The 26,557-nt window shown below is 41.6% G+C and carries 25 protein-coding genes; 21 read left to right on the top strand and 4 right to left on the bottom strand.

The features are described 5' to 3' along the window. Positions 1–89: 89 nt before the first annotated feature. On the bottom strand, positions 90–854 hold the full coding sequence (locus IEX12_RS01860; protein WP_188724597.1) for a class I SAM-dependent methyltransferase: 765 nt from the start codon (positions 852–854) through the stop codon (positions 90–92). A 117-nt stretch (positions 855–971) separates the two neighbouring features. Here IEX12_RS01860 and IEX12_RS01865 point away from each other — a divergent pair, with 117 nt between their 5' ends. Together IEX12_RS01865 and IEX12_RS01870 are read left to right on the top strand one after the other, a co-directional pair. After that, positions 972–1,832 (top strand): LysR family transcriptional regulator, encoded by an 861-nt coding sequence (locus IEX12_RS01865; protein WP_088050117.1) that lies wholly within the window; start codon positions 972–974, stop codon positions 1,830–1,832. Between the two features lie 390 nt (positions 1,833–2,222). Further along, positions 2,223–2,645 (top strand): organic hydroperoxide resistance protein, encoded by a 423-nt coding sequence (locus IEX12_RS01870; protein ID WP_088050118.1) that lies wholly within the window; start codon positions 2,223–2,225, stop codon positions 2,643–2,645. A 153-nt stretch (positions 2,646–2,798) separates the two neighbouring features. Here the strand turns inward: IEX12_RS01870 and IEX12_RS01875 are convergent, their stop codons facing one another. Then, positions 2,799–4,514 carry an Rqc2 family fibronectin-binding protein gene (locus IEX12_RS01875; protein ID WP_088050119.1) on the bottom strand — a complete coding sequence of 572 codons (1,716 nt, stop codon included), beginning with the start codon at positions 4,512–4,514 and terminating at the stop codon, positions 2,799–2,801. Between the two features lie 128 nt (positions 4,515–4,642). On the opposite strand from IEX12_RS01875, the gene IEX12_RS01880 reads away from it, so the two are divergent. The 15 genes from IEX12_RS01880 (at position 4,643) to spoVM (ending at position 20,980) form a co-directional block, all read left to right on the top strand. Then, on the top strand, positions 4,643–7,294 hold the full coding sequence (locus IEX12_RS01880; RefSeq protein WP_088050120.1) for a calcium-translocating P-type ATPase, SERCA-type: 2,652 nt from the start codon (positions 4,643–4,645) through the stop codon (positions 7,292–7,294). Positions 7,295–7,396: 102 nt separating this feature from the next. Next, positions 7,397–8,278 (top strand): YicC/YloC family endoribonuclease, encoded by an 882-nt coding sequence (locus IEX12_RS01885; protein WP_088050121.1) that lies wholly within the window; start codon positions 7,397–7,399, stop codon positions 8,276–8,278. Positions 8,279–8,593: 315 nt separating this feature from the next. After that, positions 8,594–8,854, top strand: coding sequence for an extracellular matrix/biofilm regulator RemA (gene remA / locus IEX12_RS01890; protein ID WP_088050122.1), 261 nt, complete (start codon positions 8,594–8,596; stop codon positions 8,852–8,854). Between the two features lie 18 nt (positions 8,855–8,872). Next, positions 8,873–9,493: a guanylate kinase gene (gene gmk / locus IEX12_RS01895; protein WP_088050123.1), complete on the top strand. Its 621-nt coding sequence runs from the start codon at positions 8,873–8,875 to the stop codon at positions 9,491–9,493. Beyond that, positions 9,490–9,684 carry a DNA-directed RNA polymerase subunit omega gene (rpoZ, locus tag IEX12_RS01900; protein ID WP_088050124.1) on the top strand — a complete coding sequence of 65 codons (195 nt, stop codon included), beginning with the start codon at positions 9,490–9,492 and terminating at the stop codon, positions 9,682–9,684. The genes gmk and rpoZ overlap by 4 nt, the downstream gene beginning before the upstream one ends. Before the next feature lie 137 nt (positions 9,685–9,821). Next, positions 9,822–11,030 (top strand): bifunctional phosphopantothenoylcysteine decarboxylase/phosphopantothenate--cysteine ligase CoaBC, encoded by a 1,209-nt coding sequence (gene coaBC / locus IEX12_RS01905; protein WP_088050981.1) that lies wholly within the window; start codon positions 9,822–9,824, stop codon positions 11,028–11,030. Further along, positions 11,027–13,435 carry a primosomal protein N' gene (gene priA / locus IEX12_RS01910; RefSeq protein ID WP_155554498.1) on the top strand — a complete coding sequence of 803 codons (2,409 nt, stop codon included), beginning with the start codon at positions 11,027–11,029 and terminating at the stop codon, positions 13,433–13,435. Before coaBC ends, priA begins: the two co-directional genes overlap by 4 nt. 16 nt (positions 13,436–13,451) lie before the next feature. Then, positions 13,452–14,390, top strand: coding sequence for a methionyl-tRNA formyltransferase (gene fmt / locus IEX12_RS01915; protein WP_155554497.1), 939 nt, complete (start codon positions 13,452–13,454; stop codon positions 14,388–14,390). Between the two features lie 5 nt (positions 14,391–14,395). Then, positions 14,396–15,742 carry a 16S rRNA (cytosine(967)-C(5))-methyltransferase RsmB gene (gene rsmB, locus IEX12_RS01920; RefSeq protein WP_155554496.1) on the top strand — a complete coding sequence of 449 codons (1,347 nt, stop codon included), beginning with the start codon at positions 14,396–14,398 and terminating at the stop codon, positions 15,740–15,742. Between the two features lie 88 nt (positions 15,743–15,830). Then, complete coding sequence (locus IEX12_RS01925) at positions 15,831–16,592, top strand: Stp1/IreP family PP2C-type Ser/Thr phosphatase (protein WP_088050128.1); 762 nt, start codon at positions 15,831–15,833, stop codon at positions 16,590–16,592. Continuing rightward, positions 16,586–18,637, top strand: a complete 2,052-nt coding sequence (gene pknB, locus IEX12_RS01930) for a Stk1 family PASTA domain-containing Ser/Thr kinase (protein WP_088050129.1) — start codon at positions 16,586–16,588, stop codon at positions 18,635–18,637. The genes IEX12_RS01925 and pknB overlap by 7 nt, the downstream gene beginning before the upstream one ends. After that, positions 18,638–19,519 carry a ribosome small subunit-dependent GTPase A gene (rsgA, locus tag IEX12_RS01935; protein ID WP_088050130.1) on the top strand — a complete coding sequence of 294 codons (882 nt, stop codon included), beginning with the start codon at positions 18,638–18,640 and terminating at the stop codon, positions 19,517–19,519. Between the two features lie 4 nt (positions 19,520–19,523). After that, on the top strand, positions 19,524–20,186 hold the full coding sequence (rpe, locus tag IEX12_RS01940; protein WP_088050131.1) for a ribulose-phosphate 3-epimerase: 663 nt from the start codon (positions 19,524–19,526) through the stop codon (positions 20,184–20,186). Positions 20,187–20,191: 5 nt separating this feature from the next. Continuing rightward, a complete protein-coding gene (locus IEX12_RS01945) occupies positions 20,192–20,866 on the top strand; it encodes a thiamine diphosphokinase (protein ID WP_088050132.1) in 675 nt (224 codons plus the stop codon). Between the two features lie 30 nt (positions 20,867–20,896). Then, entirely contained in the window at positions 20,897–20,980 is an 84-nt protein-coding gene (spoVM, locus tag IEX12_RS01950; RefSeq protein ID WP_088050133.1) for a stage V sporulation protein SpoVM, read from the top strand. A gap of 152 nt (positions 20,981–21,132) precedes the next feature. Here spoVM and rpmB read toward each other — a convergent pair whose 3' ends face one another. Continuing rightward, complete coding sequence (rpmB, locus tag IEX12_RS01955) at positions 21,133–21,321, bottom strand: 50S ribosomal protein L28 (protein ID WP_088050134.1); 189 nt, start codon at positions 21,319–21,321, stop codon at positions 21,133–21,135. A gap of 256 nt (positions 21,322–21,577) precedes the next feature. Between rpmB and IEX12_RS01960 the strand changes: the two genes are divergently transcribed. The 3 genes from IEX12_RS01960 to IEX12_RS01970 all read left to right on the top strand — a co-directional run bounded on the left by IEX12_RS01960 (position 21,578) and on the right by IEX12_RS01970 (position 24,428). Next, a complete protein-coding gene (locus tag IEX12_RS01960; protein WP_088050136.1) occupies positions 21,578–21,940 on the top strand; it encodes an Asp23/Gls24 family envelope stress response protein in 363 nt (120 codons plus the stop codon). 123 nt (positions 21,941–22,063) lie between these two features. Further along, positions 22,064–23,725: a DAK2 domain-containing protein gene (locus IEX12_RS01965; protein ID WP_102415297.1), complete on the top strand. Its 1,662-nt coding sequence runs from the start codon at positions 22,064–22,066 to the stop codon at positions 23,723–23,725. A gap of 388 nt (positions 23,726–24,113) precedes the next feature. After that, entirely contained in the window at positions 24,114–24,428 is a 315-nt protein-coding gene (locus IEX12_RS01970) for a hypothetical protein (RefSeq protein WP_088050138.1), read from the top strand. 41 nt (positions 24,429–24,469) lie between these two features. Here IEX12_RS01970 and IEX12_RS01975 read toward each other — a convergent pair whose 3' ends face one another. Continuing rightward, positions 24,470–25,756 (bottom strand): NCS2 family permease, encoded by a 1,287-nt coding sequence (locus IEX12_RS01975; RefSeq protein ID WP_088050139.1) that lies wholly within the window; start codon positions 25,754–25,756, stop codon positions 24,470–24,472. A 136-nt stretch (positions 25,757–25,892) separates the two neighbouring features. Between IEX12_RS01975 and sdaAB the strand changes: the two genes are divergently transcribed. After that, positions 25,893–26,555: an L-serine ammonia-lyase, iron-sulfur-dependent subunit beta gene (sdaAB, locus tag IEX12_RS01980; protein WP_155554495.1), complete on the top strand. Its 663-nt coding sequence runs from the start codon at positions 25,893–25,895 to the stop codon at positions 26,553–26,555. Positions 26,556–26,557 lie beyond the last annotated feature (2 nt).

Here is a 26,557-nt window from a genome sequence, read left to right on the forward strand (position 1 = left end):
AGAGGAATTGCCCTCAAGTCTGGCTTAGTAAGGTGGAAAACCCTGAAACCCGAGGACAAGAAGGCAATATCTAACTCCTGTTTTCTACTCTACTTCTGGCGAAACAAAACCATCCATTCATCGATCGCAAATGATTGCACATGAGCTTCTTTTCGTTCAACCTGAAAATATTCTTGAATTTCTTCTGCAGCATTCAGTAAATACTTTTCTACCCTGTCCATTTCTGTATCTGAATCCAAGGTTCGTGCTACCCATTCTCGAAACGGCAATCGTTTCTTCCTGCGTTTCTCCTTAACAATCTGTAAACATTGTCTGTTAAAAATGGTTGTCCATTCAGCAATTGTCCGTGATCGTACATGGCTGTAATCCCGCATTTTCTCTAATGTATTGTTAAACTGATCAAGGGATGTATTTTCTGGTGCAATATTATCGATGAAAAGAAATTGTCCGTCTGGCCTTAACACGCGGGCGACTTCTGCAACAAACTTGTCCGGATCCGGAAAGTGGTGTGCCGCGATTCTGCACGTAACAATATCGAACATGTCATTAGCAAACGGCAAATCCTCAGCATCAGCAACGGTAAACGTTATATTTTCACAGGATTGTAAATGCTTTGCCGTATTCCGCAACATCTCTTCTGTCAGATCAGTAGCAATAACTTCGTTTACGTGTGCTGCCAATTGTTTTGCAACATGTCCGCCACCTGTAGCAATATCAAGTGCTATCATGTCTGGGGCAAGCTTTAGCCACTCGATCATGTTAACTAAATCATTCCCGTTTGCATGTGTAGAACTGTTGATATAGGCGTCTTTGTTTTTTGAAAATACCTGTTTTACATAATCCTTTTCACGCATGTGGCTCTCCTCCAGTATATTTTGTTACCTTAATCATATGCTTTCTAATGCAATAAGTAAAATACTAGTTTATAATCAAAAGTAATAATAAATACTTATTCAACGGAGGACATCTACATGAAGATCGATGATTATGCCTTATTACTTAAATTGCATGAGATTGGAACGATTCGCGGGACGGCAAAGGCCATTCTAATTTCACAGCCTGCAGTTACCCAGCGGCTTAAATATATCGAGGAATATTTCGGTCAAACGATTTTTATCCGTACATCTAAAAGTTTGGTTCTGACCCCTGCCGGTGAAATCATTATCGAGCATGCGAAAGGTGTTATGGAACGGGAGGAAGTGTTGAAAAATCAACTGGCACAATCAAGTGACGATGTACAAGGAACGATCTCAATTGCTTGTTCGTCCCTGATCAGTCAGCGTTTTTTGCCGGCTATTTTAGCACAATTCACCCGTGCCTATCCTAAAGTTGCAATTGACCTTGTGACAGGTTTAAGTGAGGATATCAAGCGTGATCACAAGAATTACCATGTATGTATTATTCGTGGCGAAACATTTAAGGAATCAACGTGCAAACGATTGTTTGACGATCCATTATACATTTTCGATACAGAGCCTTTTCCTGACAATAAATTGAAAGAACGTCCATTGATTTCGTTTAAAAGTGATGATAGTATGCACGAGTCTGTTGACAACTGGCTTTATTATCATCAGGATCAAATCAAACCATTAAAGACGATCACAGTGGATCAGATTGAGACATGTAAACAGTTTATGAAAGAAGGATTAGGGATGGCTGTACTGCCTGAAAGCGTCTCAGATAAAATGATGGATGAATATCCCCATATCCCGTTGAAATTAAATGGAGAAAGTGTAACGCGGGATACCTGGATATGCTACCAGGAAGGCGTACGGAAATTACCTCAGGTTGATCGGTTCATTCAAACTATTATTGATAAAACATTTCTTTAGTTTGATAGGGTTGTCTTGTTGTGTGACTGAACATGGGCGAAATCAATAGTAAAAGCGGGATCATCAATAGAAATCGAGAGAACATCAATAATAAAAGCGGGAACATCAACAGAAATTGAGAGAACATCAACAGTAAAAGCGGAATCATCAATAGAAATCGAGAGAACATCAACAGTAAAAGCGGAATCATCAATAGAAATCGAGAGAACATCAACAGTAAAAGCGGAAACATCAACAGAAATCGAATGGACATCGACAGTAAAAGCAGAAACATCAACACAAATCGAACATCAATAATAAATTCGAAACATCTCTTGCACAACCCAAAGGTTTAACAGCTTGTATTTTGAGGAACAAATAACTATAAACATGTAAAGGAGTGTTCCAATAATGAGCAATGTACTATTTACCGCAAGCGCAACAGCAAAGAATGGACGTGATGGACATGTGAAGTCTGATGATGGTTTAATTGATTTAAAATTGGTAAATCCGGCAAAAAACAAAGAAGATAAAGGGTCGAACCCGGAGCAGCTATTTGCAGCAGCATATTCCGCTTGTTTTGACGGAGCGCTGAATCTTGTTGCATCCAAGCAAAATAAGAAAATTGATTCAGAGACAAACGCGGAGGTCAGTTTTTGCAAAGATCCGGCAGATAATGGATTTAAAATTGCGGTTACGTTAAATATTAAGATAAAAGGTGTTAACCCTGAAGATGCTCAGCAGCTAGCGGAAGATGCGCATCAAGCTTGTCCGTATTCAAAAGCTACTAGAGGAAACATAGAGGTCACCTTAAATCCTGAAGCTGTTGAATAAAGAATGACATGCTGTGGCGCTGCAGGTAGCGCACTCTAATTAGGAGCGGGCTTAAACTCCAAAGTTCCGCGTTCACTGGCTTGGACTGCGTGCTTGTTCAGGCTGGATCCATTCAACAAATACCAAAAGAAAAACGGATGATCTTGGTGAGGATCATCCGTTTTTCTTTTTACGCAATTTCTCAACAATTGCTTTATCTGGTGTGACAAAAAGTGTTTTCTGATTATCATAGGTAACATAACCAGGCTTAGCACCGTTTGGTTTCTTGACATGGCGAATCGTTGTATAATCAACTGGCACGGAAGATGATTGCTGTGATTTACTGAAATAAGCAGCTATTTGTGCCGCCTCCAGCAATGTCTCTTCACTTGGTGTGCGGCTGCGGATAATAACGTGTGACCCGGGTATATCCTTCGTGTGCAGCCAAATGTCATCACGGTGTGCGACCCTGGTTGTAACATATTCATTCTGCTTATTGTTTTTCCCGACAAGAATTTCTGTACCGTCAGAAGATACATATTCTTCCGGTTGAGGTTTACCTTGCTTTTTCTGTTTTCTCTGCTGCCGTTGTTTTTTTAAGTAGCCCTCGTCACGAAGCTCATCACGTATTTCCTCTATATCCGCTTCACGGGCGGTGTCAAGTTGCTGCAACAACTGATCTAAATAGGCAATTTCCTCATTTGTTTTGACCATTTCCTTTTCCACCATACGTTTGGAGGTTTTCAGCTTTTGGTACGTTTTAAAAAAGCTTTGGGCATTTTCACTCGGTGTCTTGTTCGGATTAAGATCGATTATTAAACTGTTTTGTTCCGGGTCGTAATAATCAATGACGGAAACGGATGCATCCCCAGGTTTTACCATGTGCATGTTCGCTGTCAATAATTCCCCGAGCCGCTGAAATTTTTCAGCACCTTCAGCCTTTTTCATTGTTTTCGCATGCTTTTTCAGCTTGCGTTCATTTTTGTCTTTTTCATTTTTGATAAATCGGTATAAGTCCTTTGCCTGTTGTTTGACCCGGTCACGCTCAGCCTTTCCCGAAAAAAATGTATCGAGCATGGAATTGGTTGTCGAAAATAATTCTTCTTTACCCTGGAAGGACGTGATCGGAAGTACATGAAAGTCTTCTTTTTTCCCTTGATAAATTGCCGGTGTATAGTTGTTTGTTTTGAGCAATTCCTGAATAGCAATAAACTTTTCCTTATATATTTTTGCCGAACCTAGTCTTGCCTGATGAACGATTTCGCTGGCAATGAGTGGGGAAAAGCCGACAAGTGTTTGCACAATTTGCTTCTCTAGTTTACCAGTATTAAAATCGAGTTTTTTGATAAAATTTTCCCCGTCAATTTCAAGGGGATTTGCTTTATTTTGTTCAGGTGGTAGCTTATACGTCTGTCCAGGCAGAATAGTTCGATAGCGATTTTGCGCGGCCGAGACGTGTTTCAAGCTATCGATGATATGCCCTTTTTCCTTATCAACCAGCATGACATTACTGTGTTTGCCCATTAATTCAATAACCAAGGACTTACGTGTTAGATCACCGATTTCATTGCGCGTCTTTATCGTGAAGGTTACAATCCGTTCCATGCCATATTGGTTAATGGCTTCGATCGTCGCTCCCGACAGGTGTTTGCGGAGCAGCATACAAAACATCGGCGGTTCTTTCGGATTTTTGTAATCATCATCGGTCAGGTGAAATCGTGCATATGTCGGATGTATCGATAATAATAATGTATGGTTTATACCTTGGCTGCGAACCGTTAAAACAAGTTCCGTCATCGTAGGTTGATAAATTTTTGTTATTTTTCCTGGTATAATTTTTGCGTTTAGCTCGTCCGTTACTGCCCTTGTAACAATTCCATCAAATGGCATACGATCACCTCTTTAATGCAATTATAGCATTTTTCCGGTCAAGTCTGCATAGAAATGAATAATGGTTTTACATGTACAAGCATTGTGCAGTGTAAAAATGAGTGCAGGTGAATGTGGAGGAATGCGGTATGAAATGGTATCAATTGGACGTAGATCAAGTAGCGGAAAAATTAAATGTGACAATGGATAACGGTTTGCCTGTCAAGCAAGTAGCCGATCGTCGCAAAAAATTCGGTGCCAATGTACTGGAAGAGGAAAAAAGCACGCCACGGTGGCTACTGTTTCTTAAACAATTCCAAGATTTCATGGTAATTGTGTTACTTGCGGCAACATTGATTGCTGGACTATTAGGTGAGTTTGTCGACGCCATCGCGATTATGGTAATTGTCCTTGTCAATGGTTTTATCGGCTATTTCCAAGAGCAAAAGGCGGAAAAATCACTAGCCAAATTAAAGGAATTATCTGCACCAATTGCAACCGTCCTGCGTGATCGTGAATGGATAAAAGTGCCGTCACAAGAGATTGTTGTCGGTGATGTTATCCGGCTTTCAAGCGGTGACAGGATTCCAGCTGATGTTCGAATTATCAAATCAATTGGCATGGAGGCAGAGGAGTCAGCATTAACTGGGGAATCACTGCCGGTTATGAAGCATACGAACGGGATTTCCAGGGATCATGTAGACCCGCAGGACCAAAGCAATATGGCATTTATGGGAACGCTAATAACAAGAGGATCTGCAACGGGGATTGTTGTTGGGACGGGCATGAATACGGTAATGGGACAAATCGCTTCCTTGATGGTGAAAACGAAAAAAATAACAACCCCATTGGAAAATAAGCTTGCAGAACTCGGAAAAATCCTCATTTTTGTTGCATTGGCTTTAACGGCATTAGTAGTCGTTGTAGGTGTTTATCAGGGGCACCCAGTTTATAATATGTTTTTGGCCGGTGTATCTCTAGCAGTTGCGGCAATTCCGGAAGGGCTGCCGGCGATAGTAACAGTTGCCTTATCATTAGGTGTGCAGCGGATGATCCGGAAAAAGGCAATCGTCCGGAAGCTCTCAGCTGTTGAGACATTAGGATGTGCGTCCGTTATTTGTTCCGATAAAACAGGGACGATGACGGAAAATCAAATGACCGTTAAAGAAATTTACTTGAATGGCAAGCATTTATATGTTACTGGTGACGGCTATGATATTCGTGGTGATTATTTTCTCAATAAAACAAAGGTCAACGAAACATTCCCAAATTTGCAATCCATGCTGTTATATGGCATGCTGTGCAATCACGCTGAATTACATGTTAAAAAAGGGAAATATTATGTTGACGGGGATCCGACTGACGGCGCGTTGCTGGTTGCGGCTCGAAAAATCGGTTTAAAGCCGGAGCACAACGAATACCGTATTGTGAAAGAAATTCCGTTTGATTCCGATCGCAAACGCATGAGTGTCATTATCGAGGATAACAATAAACGGCGCTTTGTGGTTACAAAGGGCGCACCCGATGTTTTACTGCCGAGATCTTCGTTTTTCATGGGTGAAGACGGCAGGAAATTGCTGAAAAAAGAAGATAAAAGCCATATTGATCATGCTATCAATCAAATGGCCGAAAAAGCATTGCGGACAATTGCCATTGCTATGAAGCCTTTGTCCAAGCAGGATGCACTGGACACTACGTTTATCGAAAATGATTTGACGTTTATTGGTCTGTACGGGATGATTGATCCGCCGCGCAAGGAAGTAAGAGCGGCAATTGCAGAATGCAGAAATGCAGGAATCAAGACGGTCATGATAACAGGCGATCATGTCAAAACGGCAAGGGCGATCGCTGAAAATTTACAACTGCTGCCTGAGAACGGTCTAGTATTGGATGGAAATCAATTAAATCAAATGTCAACGGATGAATTACGGGAAGTGATCGACCAGGTTTATGTTTTTGCCAGGGTAACCCCGGAACATAAATTAAAGATTGTCAATGCATTTCAGGAAAAAGGGCATATTGTAGCAATGACCGGTGACGGGGTAAATGATGCCCCGGCAATTAAGGCAAGTGATATCGGAATTAGCATGGGACAAAGTGGTACAGATGTAACGAAAGAAGCTTCGTCGCTCGTATTAATGGATGATAATTTTGCAACAATAAAAGCTGCGATAAATGAAGGGCGAAACATTTATGAAAATATTCGCAAATTCATTCGTTATTTGCTGGCATCCAACGTTGGTGAAATTCTCGTAATGTTGTTTGCGATGCTGCTGGCGTTACCATTACCGCTTGTACCTGTACAAATATTATGGGTAAACCTGGTCACAGATGGGCTGCCGGCGATGGCGCTAGGACTTGATAAGCCGGAGGAAGATGTGATGCGGCGGGCACCACGCAGCCCAAGGGAAGGTGTGTTTGCCAGAGGACTTGGGTTTAAAATTGTCAGCAGGGGTATAGTAATCGGCCTTGTGACGTTGCTTGCCTTTATGCTGACCTATCAGAATGATCCGGATAATCTTGTCTATGGGCAAACGATCGCTTTTACAACATTGGTCATGGCTCAGCTTATTCATGTATTTGATTGCCGCAGTGAACATTCGGTCTTTACCCGGAATCCATTTGAAAATATGTATTTGGTTTTAGCCGTCATTTCGTCCTTATTGCTGCTCCTCGTTGTTATCTATTTTGAACCATTACAAGTTGTCTTCCATACGACATTTTTGAGTTTGCGAGATTGGCTGCTTATCATTGTCTTTAGTTCATTACCGACGGTTTTGTTTGGCTTTACAAAAAAATAGAATTTATCACAGCTTCTGCTATTTTATTTGCGGAAGCTTTTCATTTTTCCCTGATCACTGCTATAATTAGAGAGTTAAACGAATGTAATGGATGTGGTAAGTATGGTAAGAAGCATGACGGGGTATGGAAGAGATGTGGTCCATATCGGGAAAACAACGGTAACTGTTGAAATCAAAAGTGTTAACCATCGTTTCCTTGATTTTAATATCAAGATTCCGCACACCCTTTTACTTTTGGAAGAGAAAATAAAAGAAATTGTTCGCTCCTTTTTTAACCGGGGACGAATTGAATTGTATATAAGTGTGGATGGGGAAGGTTTTGCGCAAAACATACTCGAAACCGATTGGAAATTGCTGGATCAATATATGGGCCAGCTTCAGCAAGTGAAGGAACGCTACCAGTTAACTGGCGAAATTCCAATGAGTACGCTTTTATCAATTCCCGAATTGTTTTCGGTCCGGCAGACTGCAGAACAGTCTGAGTTAGAGCTTGATATGGTTATAAAAAGTATTGAAGCTGCCTGTGTACAAGTTAAACAAATGCGTGAGAATGAGGGAGAAAAGCTGCTTACAGATATAGTTGCCCGCATGAACATCATCAGGGAATTGGTTTCCTCTTTAAAAACACGCAGAGAACACGTCATCGATGAATATCGGGAACGAATCAGTGCGCGCATAGAGGATCATTTGGATGGGGCAATGGATATAGATAAAAGCCGTTTGTACCAGGAAATCGCCCTGTTGGCGGAAAAAGGGGATATTACCGAGGAAATTACAAGATTAGGAAGCCATATCGATCAATTTTTTACAACAATTGAAAAGGATGGGCAAGTCGGCCGGAGACTGGATTTCATCCTGCAGGAAATGCATCGTGAAACAAATACAATCGGCTCCAAATCTACAGATCCCAAAATAAGCGAATGGGTTGTATCGATAAAAAGTGAATTGGAGAAAATGAAAGAACAAGTGCAAAATATAGAGTAATCGCTTGTTTTTGCATTTCTTTTTTCCTATACATATAATAGATAGTAGTAATAGTGGTGTTCAAATGTCGCTGAATCTGAGTCTTGAAGGTCGAGGCGGCGCAGCTGCTGAGTACAGGAAGTGCTGACTTCTGCTGTTAGGGCGGTTTTAGCAGAAGATTCTTTACCGCAAACGCCTTAGTTCACCGCTTTTTATTTGGTGACTTCTTGAACATCCTCTATAAGTGTAGACGGAATGCAGTAGTCATGGGTAGCGCCCGGTACGTCAGATCCTCATCCGAATCGGACGCTGCTTGAATTTTAAGGGGGAACCAGTTTGAGTTTACGACTAATTAACATTGGATTTGGCAATGTTGTTTCTGCTAATAGAATTATTTCTATTGTTTCACCAGAATCAGCGCCAATAAAACGGATTATTACCGTTGCACGTGATAATAATAAGTTAGTAGATGCAACGTACGGACGTCGGACAAGAGCTGTCATCATTACCGACAGTGATCACGTCGTGTTATCTGCAGTTCAGCCGGAAACAGTAGGGCAGCGCGTATTAAGCCATGAAGAAGATTCGGATGAATAAAACGGGAGGTTAGCTGTTTTGATAGAAGAGAAAGGGATTTTATTTGTTCTTTCCGGTCCCTCAGGTGTTGGGAAGGGTACAGTGAGAAAAGAGCTGTTTCAACATGATACAGCATTAAGATATTCGATCTCGATGACAACCAGGGAGAAAAGGCAAGGTGAAACAGATGGTGTCGATTATTTTTATAAAACAAATGAAGAATTTGAATCATTAATTGCCCAAAACAAGTTATTGGAATATGCTAAATATGTCAATAATTATTATGGTACACCACGGGATTATGTGGAAAAGACATTAGCAGAAGGGCATGATGTTTTCCTGGAAATTGAAGTGCAAGGCGCATTACAGGTTAAGGAAAACTTCCCGGAAGGTGTGTTCATCTTTTTATTCCCGCCAAGCTTGGAGGAATTAAAGAACCGGATCGTGAATCGTGGCACGGAAACGGAAGAATTAGTGTTAAACCGGCTAAAAGCAGCGAGAGACGAAATTGAAATGATGGATGCCTATGATTATGTTGTCGTAAATGATCAGATCAAACATGCAGTAGCCAAGGTGAAATCGATCATTCAAAGTGAACACTGTAAACGGGAACGGATTGCGAAACAATATAAGCAGCTATTGGAGGATGATATAAAATGATGTTAGAGCCATCAATTGACGCACTACAGGGAAAGATTAAATCAAAATATACACTTGTTACTTTATCGGCAAGACGTGCAAGAGAGATGCGCCATGCAAAAAACTGTCAGGTGGAAAATCCAAAATCTGAAAAATATGTCGGCATGGCACTTGAAGAAATTCTGGCAGAAAAATTATTTGTTAAGGAATAATCCTCTCAGACAACTCGGGTCCAATACCCTCGCATTATTTTGGCGAGGGTATTATTATTTGTTTTATACTTGCTTGATTATGTATGATTGAAATGAGTTATACAATGCAGATCGAAACCGGAAAGGCGGTAATAGAAATGCTACAGAATAAAAATATTCTATTAGGGGTTTCTGGCGGGATAGCGGTGTACAAGGCCTGTGCATTAACGAGCAAATTAACACAGGCGGGTGCAAATGTAAAGGTAATGATGACGGAGAACGCAACCAAATTTGTATCACCATTAACATTTCAGGCTTTATCCAGAAATCCTGTATATACGGATACATTTGATGAAAAAGATGTTAGAAAAATTGCTCATATCGATGTCGCAGACTGGGCAGATATTGTAATCATAGCCCCAGCTACAGCAAACATCATTGGAAAACTTGCCAATGGGATTGCCGATGATATGCTATCGACAACACTATTAGCTACACAGGCCAGTGTTTATATTGCCCCTGCTATGAATGTCCATATGTATGCCCACCCGGCTGTTATGCAAAATATGCAGCGCCTGGAAAAATGGGGCTACCACTTTATCGAACCCGGATCAGGGTATTTAGCGTGCGGCTATGTTGGGAAGGGACGATTAGAAGAACCAGAAAGTATTATCGAAACAGTCAAAACCCATCAAGACAAAAATAAGATCCTTGCCGGAAAAAAGGTGCTGATTTCAGCAGGACCAACACGCGAACAAATTGACCCGGTGCGATTTTTTACCAATCATTCATCAGGGAAAATGGGTTTTGCTCTTGCTGAGGCAGCAGCTGACCTTGGTGCCGAGGTTACCCTTGTTGCCGGACCAACCGATATGGAATTAGTGAATAAGCAGATCAAGCGTATTAATATTACAACTGCTGAGGAAATGTATCATGCAATGCATCACAATTTTCTAACGAGTGATATTGTCATTAAGGCAGCAGCTGTTGCGGATTACCGCCCAAAACAGGTCTATGAGGAGAAAATGAAAAAACAGGATGGTGTCTGGAAAATCGAAATGGAAAGGACAAAAGATATTTTGCAATCACTTGGAGAGGCAAAAACGGGTCAATTTTTAGTCGGGTTTGCTGCTGAAACGGAAAATGCTCTGGAATATGGAATGAAGAAATTGCAAAAGAAACGCTTGGATGCAGTTGTAATTAATGACGTATCGACGGCTGGCGCCGGGTTCGGCGGTGATACGAATATTGCCACATACTTGAACAAACACATGGAGAAAGAGGAAATTGCCTTATCATCAAAACGGGATATGGCGGATAAGATTATGATGTTGATTGACCGGGATATGAAGGATGAGTCCAAGTGAATATAGCTAAAGTAATTGTTGATGTGCAAGCCCGTTCGATTAATCAAACCTTTGATTATCTTATTCCAGACCGATTTCTTGACGTGTTGCAAAACGGTATGCGGGTGATCGTTCCGTTTGGTCCGAGGAAAATAATGGGTTATGTTGTCGGCCGAGTTTCAGAATCGGCTTATGATGAATTAAAAGAAATTATCGACATTCTCGATTTAACCCCCGCCTTAACAGAGGAGCTGCTTGAACTCGGGAAGTGGCTGGCGGATGAAACACTAAGTCTTTATATTACAACGTATCAGGCTATGCTGCCGCAAGTATTGAAATCACAATATAAAAAGGAGCTTGTCCGCCTGACAGATGCCAAGCTGGCAGATGATTTAGAGGTTTTATTTGCCGGCCGTGATTACGTGCCATATGAGGAATTGAACAATCGGCAGATCCGGTATTCCCACGTTCAAAAAGCAATCCAGGTTGGGGATATTATGATTAACTATCTCGTTAAATCTAAAATCACCAAAAAATATACCACCATAGTAAAGCCTAACAAGGATGCTTATTTACTTGAAGAAGCGATCCAGGATTTAGCAAAAAATGCAGCGAAACAACGGGAAATACTAACCTTTTTCATTGAAAATCCAGAGGCAATAGAACAAACGAAGCTGTTAAAAAACTTACAGACCACACAGCAGACAATTAAAAAATTAGTTGATAAAGGGCTGCTTGTTTCAACGAGGATGGAGGTTTTTCGTAATCCTTATGACGACGACCAGGTTGTTAAGACAACAGCACTAAAGCTTACAGAACAGCAGGAGCAAGCGATTAGTCCGATCAAACGGAAAATTGCCGAAAACCAGCACGACGTATTTTTGCTACATGGTGTGACTGGCAGCGGCAAGACAGAAATTTATTTACAAGCGATTCAGGACGTCATCGAAAAAGGGCAGGAGGCAATTGTCCTCGTTCCGGAAATTTCCTTGACTCCGCAAATGGTTCATCGCTTTAAAGGGCGGTTTGGTTCAAATGTTGCGGTGTTACATAGTGCCTTATCAAGTGGGGAAAAATATGATGAATGGCGGAAGGTTCAGCGAAAAGAAGTACAGGTTGTCGTTGGGGCCAGGTCGGCAGTTTTTGCCCCGTTCGAGAATATCGGGATTATTATTATTGACGAAGAACACGAAACAAGTTACAAACAGGAGGACCAGCCCCGGTATCATGCCAGAGATGTAGCCATTTATCGCGGCGAAAAGCATCAATGTCCGGTTATCCTTGGGAGTGCGACACCTGCACTAGAATCATACGCTCGTGCCCAAAAAGGCGTTTACCAACTAGCTACATTAACAAAAAGGACAAATAATAAAGGGATGCCTGATGTTCAGATAGTCGATATGCGAAAAGAACTTCACGCCGGCAATCGTACGATGTTTTCACGCAGATTAAAGAAACAAATCGAACAATGCATTGCGAAAAAAGAACAGGTTGTTTTGCTGTTGAACAGGCGAGGCTATTCAACATTTGTGATGTGCCGGGAATGTGGACATGTAAAAGAATGCCCACATTGCGATATTGCCTTGACATACCATAAAAATAGCAATCAATTAAAATGTCATTATTGTTCTTATGAGGAAAGCGTTCCTTTACATTGCCCGGAATGCAACAGTGATTTAATCCGTTACTTTGGTACCGGAACACAGCGTGTAGAGGAAGCTTTAACACAGCTAATCCCGGAAGCAAGGGTTGTCCGAATGGATGTCGATACGACAAGGCGAAAAGGCGCTCATGAAAAACTATTAAAGCAATTTGCCAATCAAGAAGCAGATATTTTATTAGGAACGCAAATGATCGCAAAAGGACTTGATTTTGAAAATGTCACCCTTGTTGGTGTATTGACCGCTGACTCGATGCTGCACTTGCCGGATTTTCGCTCTTCGGAAAAAACCTTCCAGCTGCTGACGCAAGTAAGCGGCAGGGCTGGCCGGCATGAATTGCCAGGTGAGGTGATTGTCCAGACGTATACTCCTGACCATTATAGTATCGAACTAGCAAGCACCTATGATTATGCACAATTTTATCGGACCGAGATGAACACACGTAAGACGTTTCAATACCCGCCATATGTTTTTTTGGCATTATTGACGGTTTCCCATCGGAATCAGGTAAAAGCTGTCCAGACAACACAAAAAATCGTGCAATTGCTGCTGAATCATGTAAACGATAAAACGGTAGTCCTTGGTCCGACACCATCACCAGTCACACGCATGAAAGATAGATATCGTTACCAATGCATGGTAAAATACAAGCAGGAACCACAGTTACGGAACCTGATCAGGAAAATTGTCCAGCAATTTGATGATGATGTGCGAAAGGATGACCTGCTGATTACAGTGGACATGCAGCCATATCAATTGATGTAGGAAGTAGGGATAGTATATGAAACGAATCGTATTTATGGGGACACCAGACTTTTCTGTCCCGATATTGGAGAACCTCGTCAAGGCCGGATATGAAGTGGTGTTAGTCGTCACCCAGCCCGATCGGCCCAAGGGAAGGAAGAAGATACTGACAGCTCCTCCAGTGAAACAGACAGCAGACAAGTTAAACATACCGGTTTTCCAGCCGGAAAAATTGAAAAATGATTACCAGCCTATTATCGATTATCAACCAGACTTAATTGTAACGGCCGCATATGGGCAAATCCTGCCATCGGAACTGTTGAACGTTCCCGAATATGGCTGTATCAACGTCCATGCTTCTCTATTACCGGAGCTCCGTGGTGGTGCACCAATCCATTACGCCATTTTACAGGGTAAAAAAGAAACTGGTGTGACGATCATGTATATGGTAGAAAAACTTGATGCCGGTGATATTTTGACGCAAGTGAAGGTGCCAATTGCCGACGATGACAACGTTGGCATCTTGCATGAAAAATTAGCGAGCGCTGGTGCTGATTTATTATTGGATACATTACCAAAACTGGCTACACATTCGATTACACCTCAAAAACAAAATGATCAGGAAGCAACATTCGCCGCAAATATTAAACGGGAGCAGGAGAAAATTGACTGGGCAAACAGCAATATCGCGATTTACAATCAAATCAGGGGACTAAACCCTTGGCCTGTTGCATTTACAACTTATAATGGCAGTAGGATGAAAATATGGTGGGGAGAACCCGATAACACGACATATCAGGGAACACCCGGAGAAATTGTCCGCGTTAGTGACGAAGGGTTTACCGTTATTTGCGGGAATGGACAAGGGATAACGATTAAAGAAATCCAGCCTGCTGGTAAAAAGCGAATGACGGTTTACGATTATTTGCGTGGCGCGTCAGACCGAATCAAATCTGGTACAAAATTGGGTGATTGATCAACATGAGTAACTACCGATTAAGAAAAACGATCCTGGATATATTGGAAAGAATGGAAAAAGACGGATCCTATAGTCACTTGTTAATTGACCATGAGCTTAAAACAGGCAAAATAAAGGCTAAAGATGAAGGTCTGCTAACAGAAATTGTTTATGGCACATTCCAGAGAAAACTTACATTGGATTATTATTTGGACGCATTTATTGAGTCAAGGAAAAAAATCGCTCCATGGGTACGAATGTTGCTTCGGATGTCCGTTTATCAAATGGTTTTCCTCGACAAAGTACCCGATCATGCGATTATTCACGAAGCGGTAGAGATTGCCAAAACGAGAGGGAACAAAGGGATCGCCTCATTAGTAAACGGTGTGCTTCGCAGTATCCAGCGAAAAGGTGTTCCAGACACAGCTAATATTAAGAACTCGGCTGAGCGGATCGCCATTGAAACAAGTCATCCGGAGTGGCTTGTAAACAGGTGGATTGCCATGTACGGGGAGCAAATAACCCGTGAGATGTGTGAAGCAAACGTAACCCGCAAAGCCCTAACTGTACGGGTTCAGCCATTAAAAATTTCCCGGCAGGAAGTGATCCGCCTATTAACAGCACAAGGACTGGAAGTAAGGCCATCCGTTTTTTCCAGTCAGGGGATCGTTATTGATAAGGGAAATGTTTTAAAAACGGATTTGTTTAAAGAAGGTATTGTTACTATCCAGGATCAAAGCTCCATGCTTGTTGCGGAAATGTTGGCAATAAAACCGGGGATGGAGGTACTTGACGCTTGCAGTGCTCCGGGAGGAAAGGCAACACATATTGCTGAAAAAATGCAAAATAAAGGAATGCTCTATGCTTATGACCTTCATGCAAAGAAAGCTAAATTAATCAGTCAAAAAGCAAGAGACCTGGACTTGACGATTATCGTTGCTAACGAAGCAGATGCGAGAAAATTGCAGGAATTGCACGAAATCGAAAGCTTTGACCGTATCTTGGTTGATGCCCCATGTTCTGGGCTGGGTGTAATCCGTGGCAAACCAGAGATTAAATACAATAAAAATGCTACAGATATTAAGCGGTTGGCAGAAATTCAGCTGGAAATACTGTTGCATGTTGCACCGTTATTGAAAAAAGACGGGTTACTGATTTACAGTACATGTACAGTTGAGCAAACGGAAAATGAAGGTGTCGTAAAAAGCTTCCTGCAACAGCAACCTGATTTTATCATCGATCAGCGCTTTTTTACGGAATTACCGGCGGGCTTTGAGCATTCTCCGGGAAGAACGGAGAATGGATTGCAGATTTTCCCGCAAACCTTTCAAACTGACGGCTTCTTCCTTACCCGTTTCCGAAAAAAATGAAGAAAAATATTCTATTACAGGTTATTTCGTGTCATAATGTAGGTAATAAATGGTGAGGTAACTATTGGGGCCAAAGGGGTGAATCAATTTGCAAGGACAATTTCTGACCGATCGTGGCAGAGTCCGGGACCATAATGAAGATTCCGGGGGTATCTATTATAATCGTAATGGGCAATTTCTGGCTGCTCTTGCCGATGGAATGGGTGGACATCGGGCTGGTGATGTAGCCAGTCAAATGGCTGTCGCACACATACAGGAAAAATGGGAGGAAAGTAACCAGCTTTCATCACCAGATGAAATCGAGTCTTTTTTATCTGAGGCTATTGAGGAAATGAACAAAGCAATATATGACCATGCGGTGAAAAATGAGGCATGTCAAGGAATGGGTACGACCATCGTGATTACGATCTGTACACAGGATTTTTTTACGGTAGCTCATGTTGGTGACAGTCGCTGCTATCTTGTAAATGATAATGAGTTTAAGCAGATTACCGAAGACCATTCCCTCGTAAATGTTCTTGTTAAATCCGGTCAAATTTCGCATGAAGAGGCACAGAATCATCCTAGGAAAAATGTTGTTCTAAAAGCTGTTGGAACAGAAGAACATGTCGAATCAGATGTTCGCAGCCTTGGCTGGGACAAGCATGATCAATTATTATTATGTTCCGATGGCCTGACAGATAAATTACCGGATGATAAATTGTCCGAGCTCATGCGGTTGGAGAATAGCCTGAAGGAAAAAGGACAGAAGATGATTGATTTGGCCAATGAATTAGGCGGCGAGGATAATATCTCGGTTATCCTCATCCAGCATGATCGTTCCAGGGAAGAGGGTGAAACTGCGTGCTGAATGGTCACCTGTTATATGAACGATATCGTATCGAGGGAACAATTGGCGGCGGTGGCATGGCGAATGTATATTTGGCAAGAGATATTATCTTGGACCGTGACGTTGCCATCAAGGTTTTGCGTTTGGAATATGCAAATGATGAAGAATTTATTGCCAGGTTTCACCGGGAAGCTCAATCAGCTACAAGTCTTTCACATCCAAATATTGTAAGTATTTACGACGTTGGGGAAGAAGATCACATTTTATTTATGGTAATGGAATATGTAGATGGCATGACTTTAAAGGAATACATACAGAAATACGGCCCTATTGAAGTCCAGGAATCATTGGATATTATGAAACAAATCAGTTCGGCAATTGCTCACGCACATGCAAATGATATTGTGCATCGTGATATAAAGCCGCAAAATATTCTGATGGATACATATGGACAAGTAAAAGTGACTGATTTCGGAATTGCGGTTGCATTAAGTGCGACGTCATTAACGCAAACCAATTCGATTTTAGGCTCGGTTCATTATTTATCACCTGAACAGGCACGTGGGGGCATGGCAACGAAAAAATCGGATATCTATTCGCTAGGAATCGTCCTGTTCGAGCTTTTAACCGGACGTCTGCCTTTTTCCGGTCAGTCACCAGTATCCATCGCATTAAAGCATTTACAAAATGATACACCATCTGTCAGGAGGTTTAACCAGGATATCCCGCAAAGCGTTGAAAATATTGTCCTGAAAGCAACAGCAAAAGATCCGTTTCATCGGTATGACACGGTATACGATATGGAAGACGCACTTGAAACAGCCTTGGACCCCAGCCGGATAAACGAGGAAAAATATGTACCACCAGTTGAAGCGGGGGAAGAAACGAAGGCTATTCCAATCATTACCGATAATCAAATGGGGGATACAGTTAATCAGGATACGATTGTGCATCAGACAAATGGCAGTACAAAGCCATATAACGGGAACGAAGCAGATGAAGCCACTGAAAAGCCGGCAAAAAACAAGAAAAAGGAGCTAAAGAAAAAAAAGAATGGTAAAAAAAAGAATGGCAAAAAAAAGAAGAAGAAGTGGATCATTATTGCTGTCATTTTATTTATTTTACTTGCGGCTGGTGCAGCAGCATTGTTTATTGTTCCGAGTTTATTGCAGCCTAAGGAAGTGGATGTACCTGATGTTGCGGATATGGAATATGAGGATGCAGTAAATAAGCTGGAAGAATTCAATTTGAAGCATAAAAAGGAAATGATGTATTCAGAGGATGTTGAGGAAGGCATCGTTGTCAAAACAGATCCTCGTGCAGGAAATACGGTTAAGGAAGAAACCAGTGTCACGGTTTTTGTCAGTCAAGGCAAAGAAAAGGTGACATTTGCAGATCATGTCGGCGAGGATTTCAGTCAGGTAAAACGGTTGCTGGAAGAGGAAGGGTATGAGGTTATTGGTTATGAGAAACACTCGGATCAACCAGTAGGAGAAATAATTACGCAAATTCAGCCGACACCGGATTCGGAAGTTGTTCCAAGTGAAACACGAGTCATTTTCGAATATAGTAATGGCCCGGATCTGGTTTCCTTAAATAATTTAAAGGGGATGACGGAGGACGAGGCTAAAGCTTACCTGGATGAACAAAATTTAACGATGAATGTTTTAGAAGAACATTCCGATTCTGTACCTGAAGGAGAAGTGATCAAGCAGGATCCGGAACCAGGGACAAAACTGGGAGAAGGCTCGACAGTTGATGTCCATATCTCAACCGGGCCGAAAGAGAAGCCACCGGCATCAAAAAAGGTGACCTTTACTGTTCCGTATAATCCTGATCAGCCAACAGACGAAGATTCGGGTAAAGTGAAGGAACAAACAGTAAAAATATATATTGCTGATATGAACCGGTCTATTTCAGAAGTTGCGGAGCAGGAAACGATCACGAAGGATACAGAATTTACTATTACATTAACGATAGCACCGGATGACAAGGCAGAATATAAAGTGATCAGGGATAACGAGGTTGTTATAAATAAGACAGTTTCCTATGAAGAGGGTGACTAAATGGCAAATGGCAGGATTATCAAAGCGTTAAGCGGGTTTTATTATGTTCAGACACAAGACGGAATTTACCAATGCCGAGGACGTGGGGTTTTTCGCAACAAGAAGATTACCCCGCTTGTCGGGGATTTTGTATCGTTCGATGTAGGTAATCCCGATGAAGGGTATATTCAGGAAATTAAACCGAGAGAAAATGAGCTGAAACGCCCGCCTATTGCCAATATTGATCAGGCAATTATTGTTAGTTCTGCTGTTATGCCGGATTTCAATCCGTTACTGTTGGACCGGTTTCTAGCACTCATTGAAGCAAAAGGAATAAAACCGGTTATCTTTATTACGAAAATGGATGCCGTTGATGAAAATGAAAGAATCGAAATGCAACGTTATCAAAGGGATTACCAGCAGATAGGTTATCCAGTTGAATTGCTGTCAGCAAAACAACCAGATGATTTGGGGCGATTAGAAGTATATTTTACCGGAAAAGTAACCGTTATTGCCGGACAATCGGGGGTTGGAAAGTCATCATTAATTAATGCGTTAAAGCCCTCCCTTTTACTAAAAACAGCAGATATTTCCAAAAGCTTGGGACGTGGAAAACATACGACAAGACATGTTGAGTTAATCAACGTCCATGACGGGTTGGTTGCTGACACCCCGGGGTTCAGTTCGCTTGACTTTAGTGAAATAGACCTTGCTGAACTGGCTGACTGCTTTCCGGAATTTCGTGTGCGGAAAGAAAACTGTAAATTTCGGGGCTGCATGCATTATCGAGAACCAAAATGCGCGGTGAAGCAAGCCGTTGAAACTGGCGAGATCACAAGGTTTCGCTATGAACATTATTTAAATTTTTACGAAGAGATTAATTCGAGAAAGGCGAGGTACTAATTCAATGACTAAAATTGCACCTTCGATATTATCAGCAGATTTTGCAAAGCTGGGACAAGAAATTATTGATGTGGAAAAAGGTGGAGCCGATTATATTCATGTGGATGTGATGGATGGCCATTTTGTTCCAAATATAACCATTGGTCCGCTCATCGTTGAAGCAATTAAACCAATCACATCGCTACCATTAGACGTTCATTTGATGATTAACAATCCGGATACGTATATTTCCAGTTTTGCAAAAGCAGGGGCGTCCATTATTACCGTCCATCAGGAAGCGTGTGTACACTTGCATCGAACTATCCAATTAATTAAGGATCAGGGTGTAAAGGCTGGTGTTGTCATTAACCCGGCAACCCCAGCTGAAATGATTAAAACAATCCTCCCTGATGTTGATTTGGTATTACTGATGACGGTAAATCCTGGCTTTGGCGGTCAATCCTTTATTCAAGCCGTTACCGAGAAAATCAGACAAGTTGCCGTATGGCGCGAAGCACTAGGGCTTACCTTCGAGATCGAGGTCGACGGCGGGGTTAATACGGATACCGCAAAGCTTTGTACAGAAGCTGGTGCGGATGTGTTAGTAGCAGGCAGTGCGGTGTTTACCAAGGATGATCGGCATCAGGCAATACGAAGAATCCGTCAAGCAGCGAACGGAATGGAGTAATTGGCATGACAACTGTTGCAATCGTAGGCAATGGATCACTTGACCTGCTTCCTGAATTGTCGTTATATATGGATGAAATAGATGTATGGATTGGCGCTGATCGCGGTGCATTAACATTAATAGAGAACCATATTACCCCTGATTATGCACTTGGTGATTTTGATTCCATCAGTCAGGAAGAAAAAGCGATCGTTAAACAACACGCATATTTATTCGAGGAGCATCCGGTTGAGAAAAATTCGACCGACCTGGAGCTGGCGCTTCGGATAGCATATGAATGGAAACCGGTCAGCATCTATTTATTTGGCGTAACTGGCGGCAGACTCGATCATGAAATCATTAATATTCAAACACTTTATTCGATTGCAAAAAGAGGCATGCAAGGATTTATTGTTGATAAAGATAACTGGCTGACAATGGTAGAACCGGGAACACACACAGTAACCAATGATATAAACTATCCCAATCTATCGTTTGTCCCTTTTACCCAACAAGTACGGGGGCTGTCGCTGGAGGGTTTCTATTATCCGCTTGTCAATCAGAACCTTTCTTGGGGATCGACACGCTGTATATCTAACAAGCTTCTTTTAAAAAATGGTACTTTTTCCTTTAATGAAGGCATACTATTACTAATAAAGAGTCGTGACGCCATAAATGAAACGATTCCAATTAAGAAATAGGCTTTGTTCGTTATTAGAGGAGGGGACTCATTGAAATTTTATACGATTAAACTCCCAAGATTTATTGGTGGATTAGTTCGAGTCTGCATCGGTGTTTTTAAAAAAGATAAATAGAAAAGAGGTTTGCTTTTGTCAATCCAGTTGGCAGAAGCTTCTTTTTTTAAAACTGGACTTGCCTAAAGGCTACTTTTCTAAACGGGTTTTAAGCAAAGAGAAAAAGCATCCAACTACCGGATGCTTTTTTGAACTAAAGATAAAGCTGTATATTATACGCGCTCTACTTTACCTGATTTTAGGGCACGTGCAGAAACATAAACACGTTTAGGTTTGCCGTCTACCATAATACGAACTTTTTGTACATTAGCTTTCCAATTACGCTTGTTGGAATTCATAGCGTGAGAACGTTGGTTTCCACTGCGAGTTTGACGTCCAGTAACAACACACTTTCTAGCCATGCAAATCCCTCCCTACTGTTTACATGTGTCATTTAATACTTATTTAATTTATCACAAGTACTGGGATAATGCAATTTATTTTTTGATGCAAAGCACTGATGCTTGGACTGGTGTTAGTCTCTAAAAGCGACTTGACAGATCATCGGGTTTCGTTCATTGTTAATAGTGGTTAGTTGGGATAATATGTTTTCTTTCAAAAGTTGGGTAAATGTAGTAAACTAACCTTGAAAAGGCCGTTATTCAGAGGAGGATGATTATGTCCATTGAGCTTAACACAAATGATGGTCATGTGACAATTACAAACGATGTTATTGCAACGATTGCCGGAGGAACTGCAATCGAGTGCTATGGAATTGTAGGAATGGCTTCCAAAAGTCAAATCAAAGATGGTATTGCCGAAATTCTCCGGAAAGAGAACTTTTCAAGAGGTATCATAGTCAGACAAGATGGTGATCGTCTTCATATTGATATGTATATAATTGTAAGCTATGGTACCAAAATATCGGAAGTAGCACATAATGTTCAATCCCAGGTAAAGTATACACTAAATCAAACATTAGGATTAACGATCGACTCCGTCAATATTTATATCCAAGGAGTTCGTGTGGCCAAAGATTAACCCGTAAGCGAGCTTGTGTAAGCCATCAGGTAACGCATGTCTAATTGAACCGTAATGGACGGCGACGGTGGTAATACGCGAAATAGCAGGGTATTTTTGGTTGATGAAGGAGGAAAGCATGTTATGGTACGAGCGTTAGATGGCAAGACGTTTGCACAAATGGTACGCTTGGGAGCACACCATTTAACGAATAATGCGAAAAAAATTGATGCATTAAATGTATTCCCGGTTCCTGATGGGGATACCGGGACAAATATGAATTTATCAATGACTTCAGGTGCTGGTGAAGTGAAAAAGGTGAAATCGGGACATATATCGGAAGTTGCCAATGCTTTCGCTAAAGGTTTATTAATGGGCGCCAGAGGAAACTCGGGTGTTATTTTATCGCAATTATTTCGTGGCTTCGCAAAAGGTATTGAAAATAAACAGACGCTCTCGGCAGTGGATTTGGCAAATGCATTTGAAAGTGGTGTAAAAACAGCTTATAAAGCAGTTATGAAACCTGTTGAAGGGACGATTTTGACGGTGGCAAAGGATGCAGCGTCTGTAGCTGTTAAACAAGCAAAGAAAGAAAAGGACATCGTCGTATTGATGGAAAACGTATTAACCGAGGCCAAAGCGTCCTTAAAGCGTACACCAAACTTATTACCAGTATTAAAAGAGGTTGGTGTCGTTGATTCAGGTGGACAAGGTCTTGTGACAATTTATGAAGGGTTTCTTGCTTCCTTGAAAGGTGAAGAACTACCAGCTTACGATGTTAGTGAAGAAAAAATGGATGAAATGGTTAACGCGGAGCACCATAAGCTTGCCCAGGACTTCATGGATACATCTGATATTGAATTCGGCTATTGCACGGAATTTATGGTTAAATTTGATCAAGAAAAAACAGCGAAAAATCCTTTTAACGAAGAAGCATTTCGCAATGAACTGAGTGAACACGGGGATTCACTCTTAGTTGTAGCAGATGATGAAATTGTTAAGGTCCATGTTCATGCTGAATACCCTGGAAATGTATTAACCATTGGTCAGCAATACGGCAGCTTGACTAATATGAAAATTGAGAACATGCGTGAACAGCATACAGCAATAGTTGGCGAAAAAGAAAAGAAATCGACTCCGGCAGCAAAGGAAGAATATGCGATTGTGACGGTCGCAATGGGAAGCGGAATCAAAACACTGCTTGAAAGTCTTGGTGCCACCGTAGTTATTGAGGGTGGGCAAACGATGAACCCAAGTACTCAGGATATTACCGATGCGATTAACCAGGCCAACGCCAAAAATATTTTGATTTTGCCAAACAACAAAAATATTGTCATGGCAGCCGAACAAGCTGGAGAAATAGCCGAAGGAAACGTTCAAGTGGTACCAACGAAAACTATTCCACAGGGTATAGGCGCTATTTTGGCATTCCATCCAGAGCGAGACATAAAAGCGAATAAGAAAATGATGGAAGAAGCTGGCGAACAAGTAAAAACGGGGCAGGTTACATACGCTGTTCGTGACACGAAAATAGACGGTATTGCTATTGAAAAAGGCAGTTTCATGGGAATTGCCGATGGTAAAATTAAAGCGACAAATAAAGATAAAACAGAAACGGTAAAATTATTACTGAAAGAAATGATTACCGAAGACGATGAAATTCTTACCATTCTTCAGGGCGAGGATGTCAGCGATGCTGATCTGGAATCATTAGTGAATTACATCGAAGCGACATATGAAGATATAGAAGTCGAAGTTCATAACGGAAACCAGCCGATTTATTCGTATATTTTGTCGGTTGAATAAGTATAGGTTAAGCAGGCCATGCTGCGATTTTCGCAGTACGGCCTTTTTTGTCATCTAGGAAATTATAAAATTTTGCGGCTGTGGATAACTTAATAACCGGATAAGCCACGTCCTGCTCCAGCGCCCAGCGGCTAGTGTGCAACACCCGCCTCCGTACGATAAGTCAACATCGACTCGGGTAGGAAGGAAGGCCGACTAAAAACGGACTTTGCGTCCAACGTCGGCATACCCCTTTTGCAGGGGCATGTTTCCTTTATCTCCTACGGTAGGAATGTTCGGTTAAAACCGCTGCTTTGCGCAGCAACACCGAACCACCCTGCTTGGCAGGGCGCAGTCCATACGCCGCTAAACGGGCGCTTGCGCCTTTGTCCTCTGAGACGCGTAACAAATGGGAAAGTTGCTGAACGAAAGCGAGATGTCGCTGATCGAAGGCGGAAACCCGCTGATCGAAAGTGAAAATTCGCTGATCAAAAGTAGAACCCCGCTGATCGAAAGCGAAAACCCGCTGATCAAAAATAGAACCCCGCTGAACGAAAGTGAAAAACCGCTGATCAAAAGTAGAACCCCGCTGATCAAAAGCGAAAAACCGCCGATCGAAAGCAGAAACCCGCTGATTGAAAGTGAAAATTCGCCGATCGAAAGCAGAAACCCGCCGATCGAAGGTGCAAAATTGTTGTTCATTGAGCAAGCGCTGCCGACATAAAGAAAAAAGGCCGCCCCTAAAGGAAGGCCTTTTACATAACTTTACATTCCGGCAATCTTCATCACAAAGTCAACCATAAACAGTGCTGAAATGACGATTAATGCTGCTGATAATTCTTTTTGTTTCCCTAATGCTAGTTTGACGATCGGGTAGGCGATAAATCCAAAGGCCATTCCATCTGCAATACTATACGTGAATGGAATCATCACCGTAACCAGAAATGCTGGAAGGGCTTCTGATAAATCATCAAGCCTGATATGGCGGATATTTTGTGCCATTAATACGCCAACAATAATCAGAATTGGACTAATAGCTGTATTTGGAATCATCGATATCCATGGAATGATAAAGATGGTAGCTAAAAAGAAAATACTTGCGGTTATCGCTACTTTACCCGTTTTTCCCTTTGAAGCTATTACAGCCGCGTTTTCCGCTGCTGAAACCGTTGGCGATGTTCCGAAAAATGCTGATAGCAATGATGAAAAAGCCGTCACCTGATATGCTTTGTCATAGCTATCGTTTCGCTTGAGCATTTCTAGCTGGCCGTGTAATAATCCCATATTTTCAAAGACCATAATCATGGTCAATGGAAAAACCGCGAGCCAAAAAGAAAACTCATCAATTGCTGAAAAGGAAGGAACAAATAATAATTCATCCGGTCGCATAGCAACTGCTCTTTTTCCTGTCTCAAGAATACCAAAGAAATAAGCGAGCAATGTTCCGCCGATCATCGTGATCAGAAAGTTTGCCGGGATATTTTTAATAAATAAAAATATCGCTAAAAATAGTGTTAACAAACTAACGATGACAGTTGCAGACGTGAAATCACCCAAAGCAACAATCGTATGCTCACCGCTTACGACAAGACCGCTTTTCTCCAGTCCGATTAAGATTAGAAAAAAGCCTAATCCAACCGTAATCGCATGTTTTAACGATTCCGGTATTGCTTCCTTCAATAATAAACCTAATCGACTGAATGCTGTAATCAGGAAAATCACAGCAGCTACCAATACAACCGCCAAGCCTTCCTGAAAACTTAGCCCGGTTCCTTCGACAATGGAATAGGCAAACAGTACATTGATCCCCATCCCCGGGACTACCAGCAATGGAAGCTTCGTAAAAATTCCCATTATGAATGTTCCGGCAAAACTGGCTAAAATCGTTGCCATCATGCCACTTTCAAGGGAAATGCCCGCCTCGCTGAGAATCGATCCATTAACGACAACAATGTAAACGGTAGTAAGATAACCTATCAATCCAGCAAGAATTTCTCTCAGCCATTCTCCGTTAGCAGTTTCTAACTTCGTGTGGCCATTGTTAAAAGGCATGTTATCTCCTCTTAATTCCTTCTATCCCTCTCCCGCCCGATTATAAAAATATAATCCACAAATGAATATTATAGATGTTTTTGTTATAATTGACAATAGGCATAGAATACTCAGGAAGAAAAGAGGGTGTTACGTCATGAAATATAATTCCGTATTTGATATCATTGGTCCGGTCATGATCGGTCCATCTAGTTCACATACAGCAGGAGCTGCCCGAATTGGCAAGGCTGCCCGAAATTTATTTGGTGAAGAACCTGCATGGGTTAAAATTTACTTATATGAGTCGTTTGCCAAAACATATAAAGGGCATGGAACGGACTTTGCTTTAGTCGGCGGACTGCTTGGCTTTGACACTGATGATCCAAGGATGAGTAAGGCTCTTGATATAGCAAAGCAAAAAAATATAAAAGTGGAATTCATTGAGGATGACGCCAAGGCCGATCATCCGAATACGGCTAGACTTGTTATCGGTAATAGCTCAGAGGAGTTGGAATTAGTGGGGATTTCCATCGGCGGTGGGAAAGTAGAAATAACAGAATTAAACGGATTTGCATTACGACTGTCCGGCAACCACCCAGCCATTTTAATTATGCATAATGACCGGTTTGGGGCAATTGCGTCGGTAACAAGAATTTTGGCCAAATATGAAATTAATATTGGGCATATGGAAGTAAACCGGAAAGACGTTGGGAAAGAAGCGTTGATGGTTATCGAAGTTGACCAAAATGTTGAGGATCGTATTTTGCAAGAATTAGAAAATGCTGATCATATTATGCAAATCTCGAAAATTGTTTCATAGAT

Origin of the sequence: Lentibacillus populi (genome assembly GCA_014642895.1) — a bacterium.
GTDB classification, from domain to species: Bacteria; Bacillota; Bacilli; order Bacillales; family Amphibacillaceae; genus Lentibacillus_C; species Lentibacillus_C populi.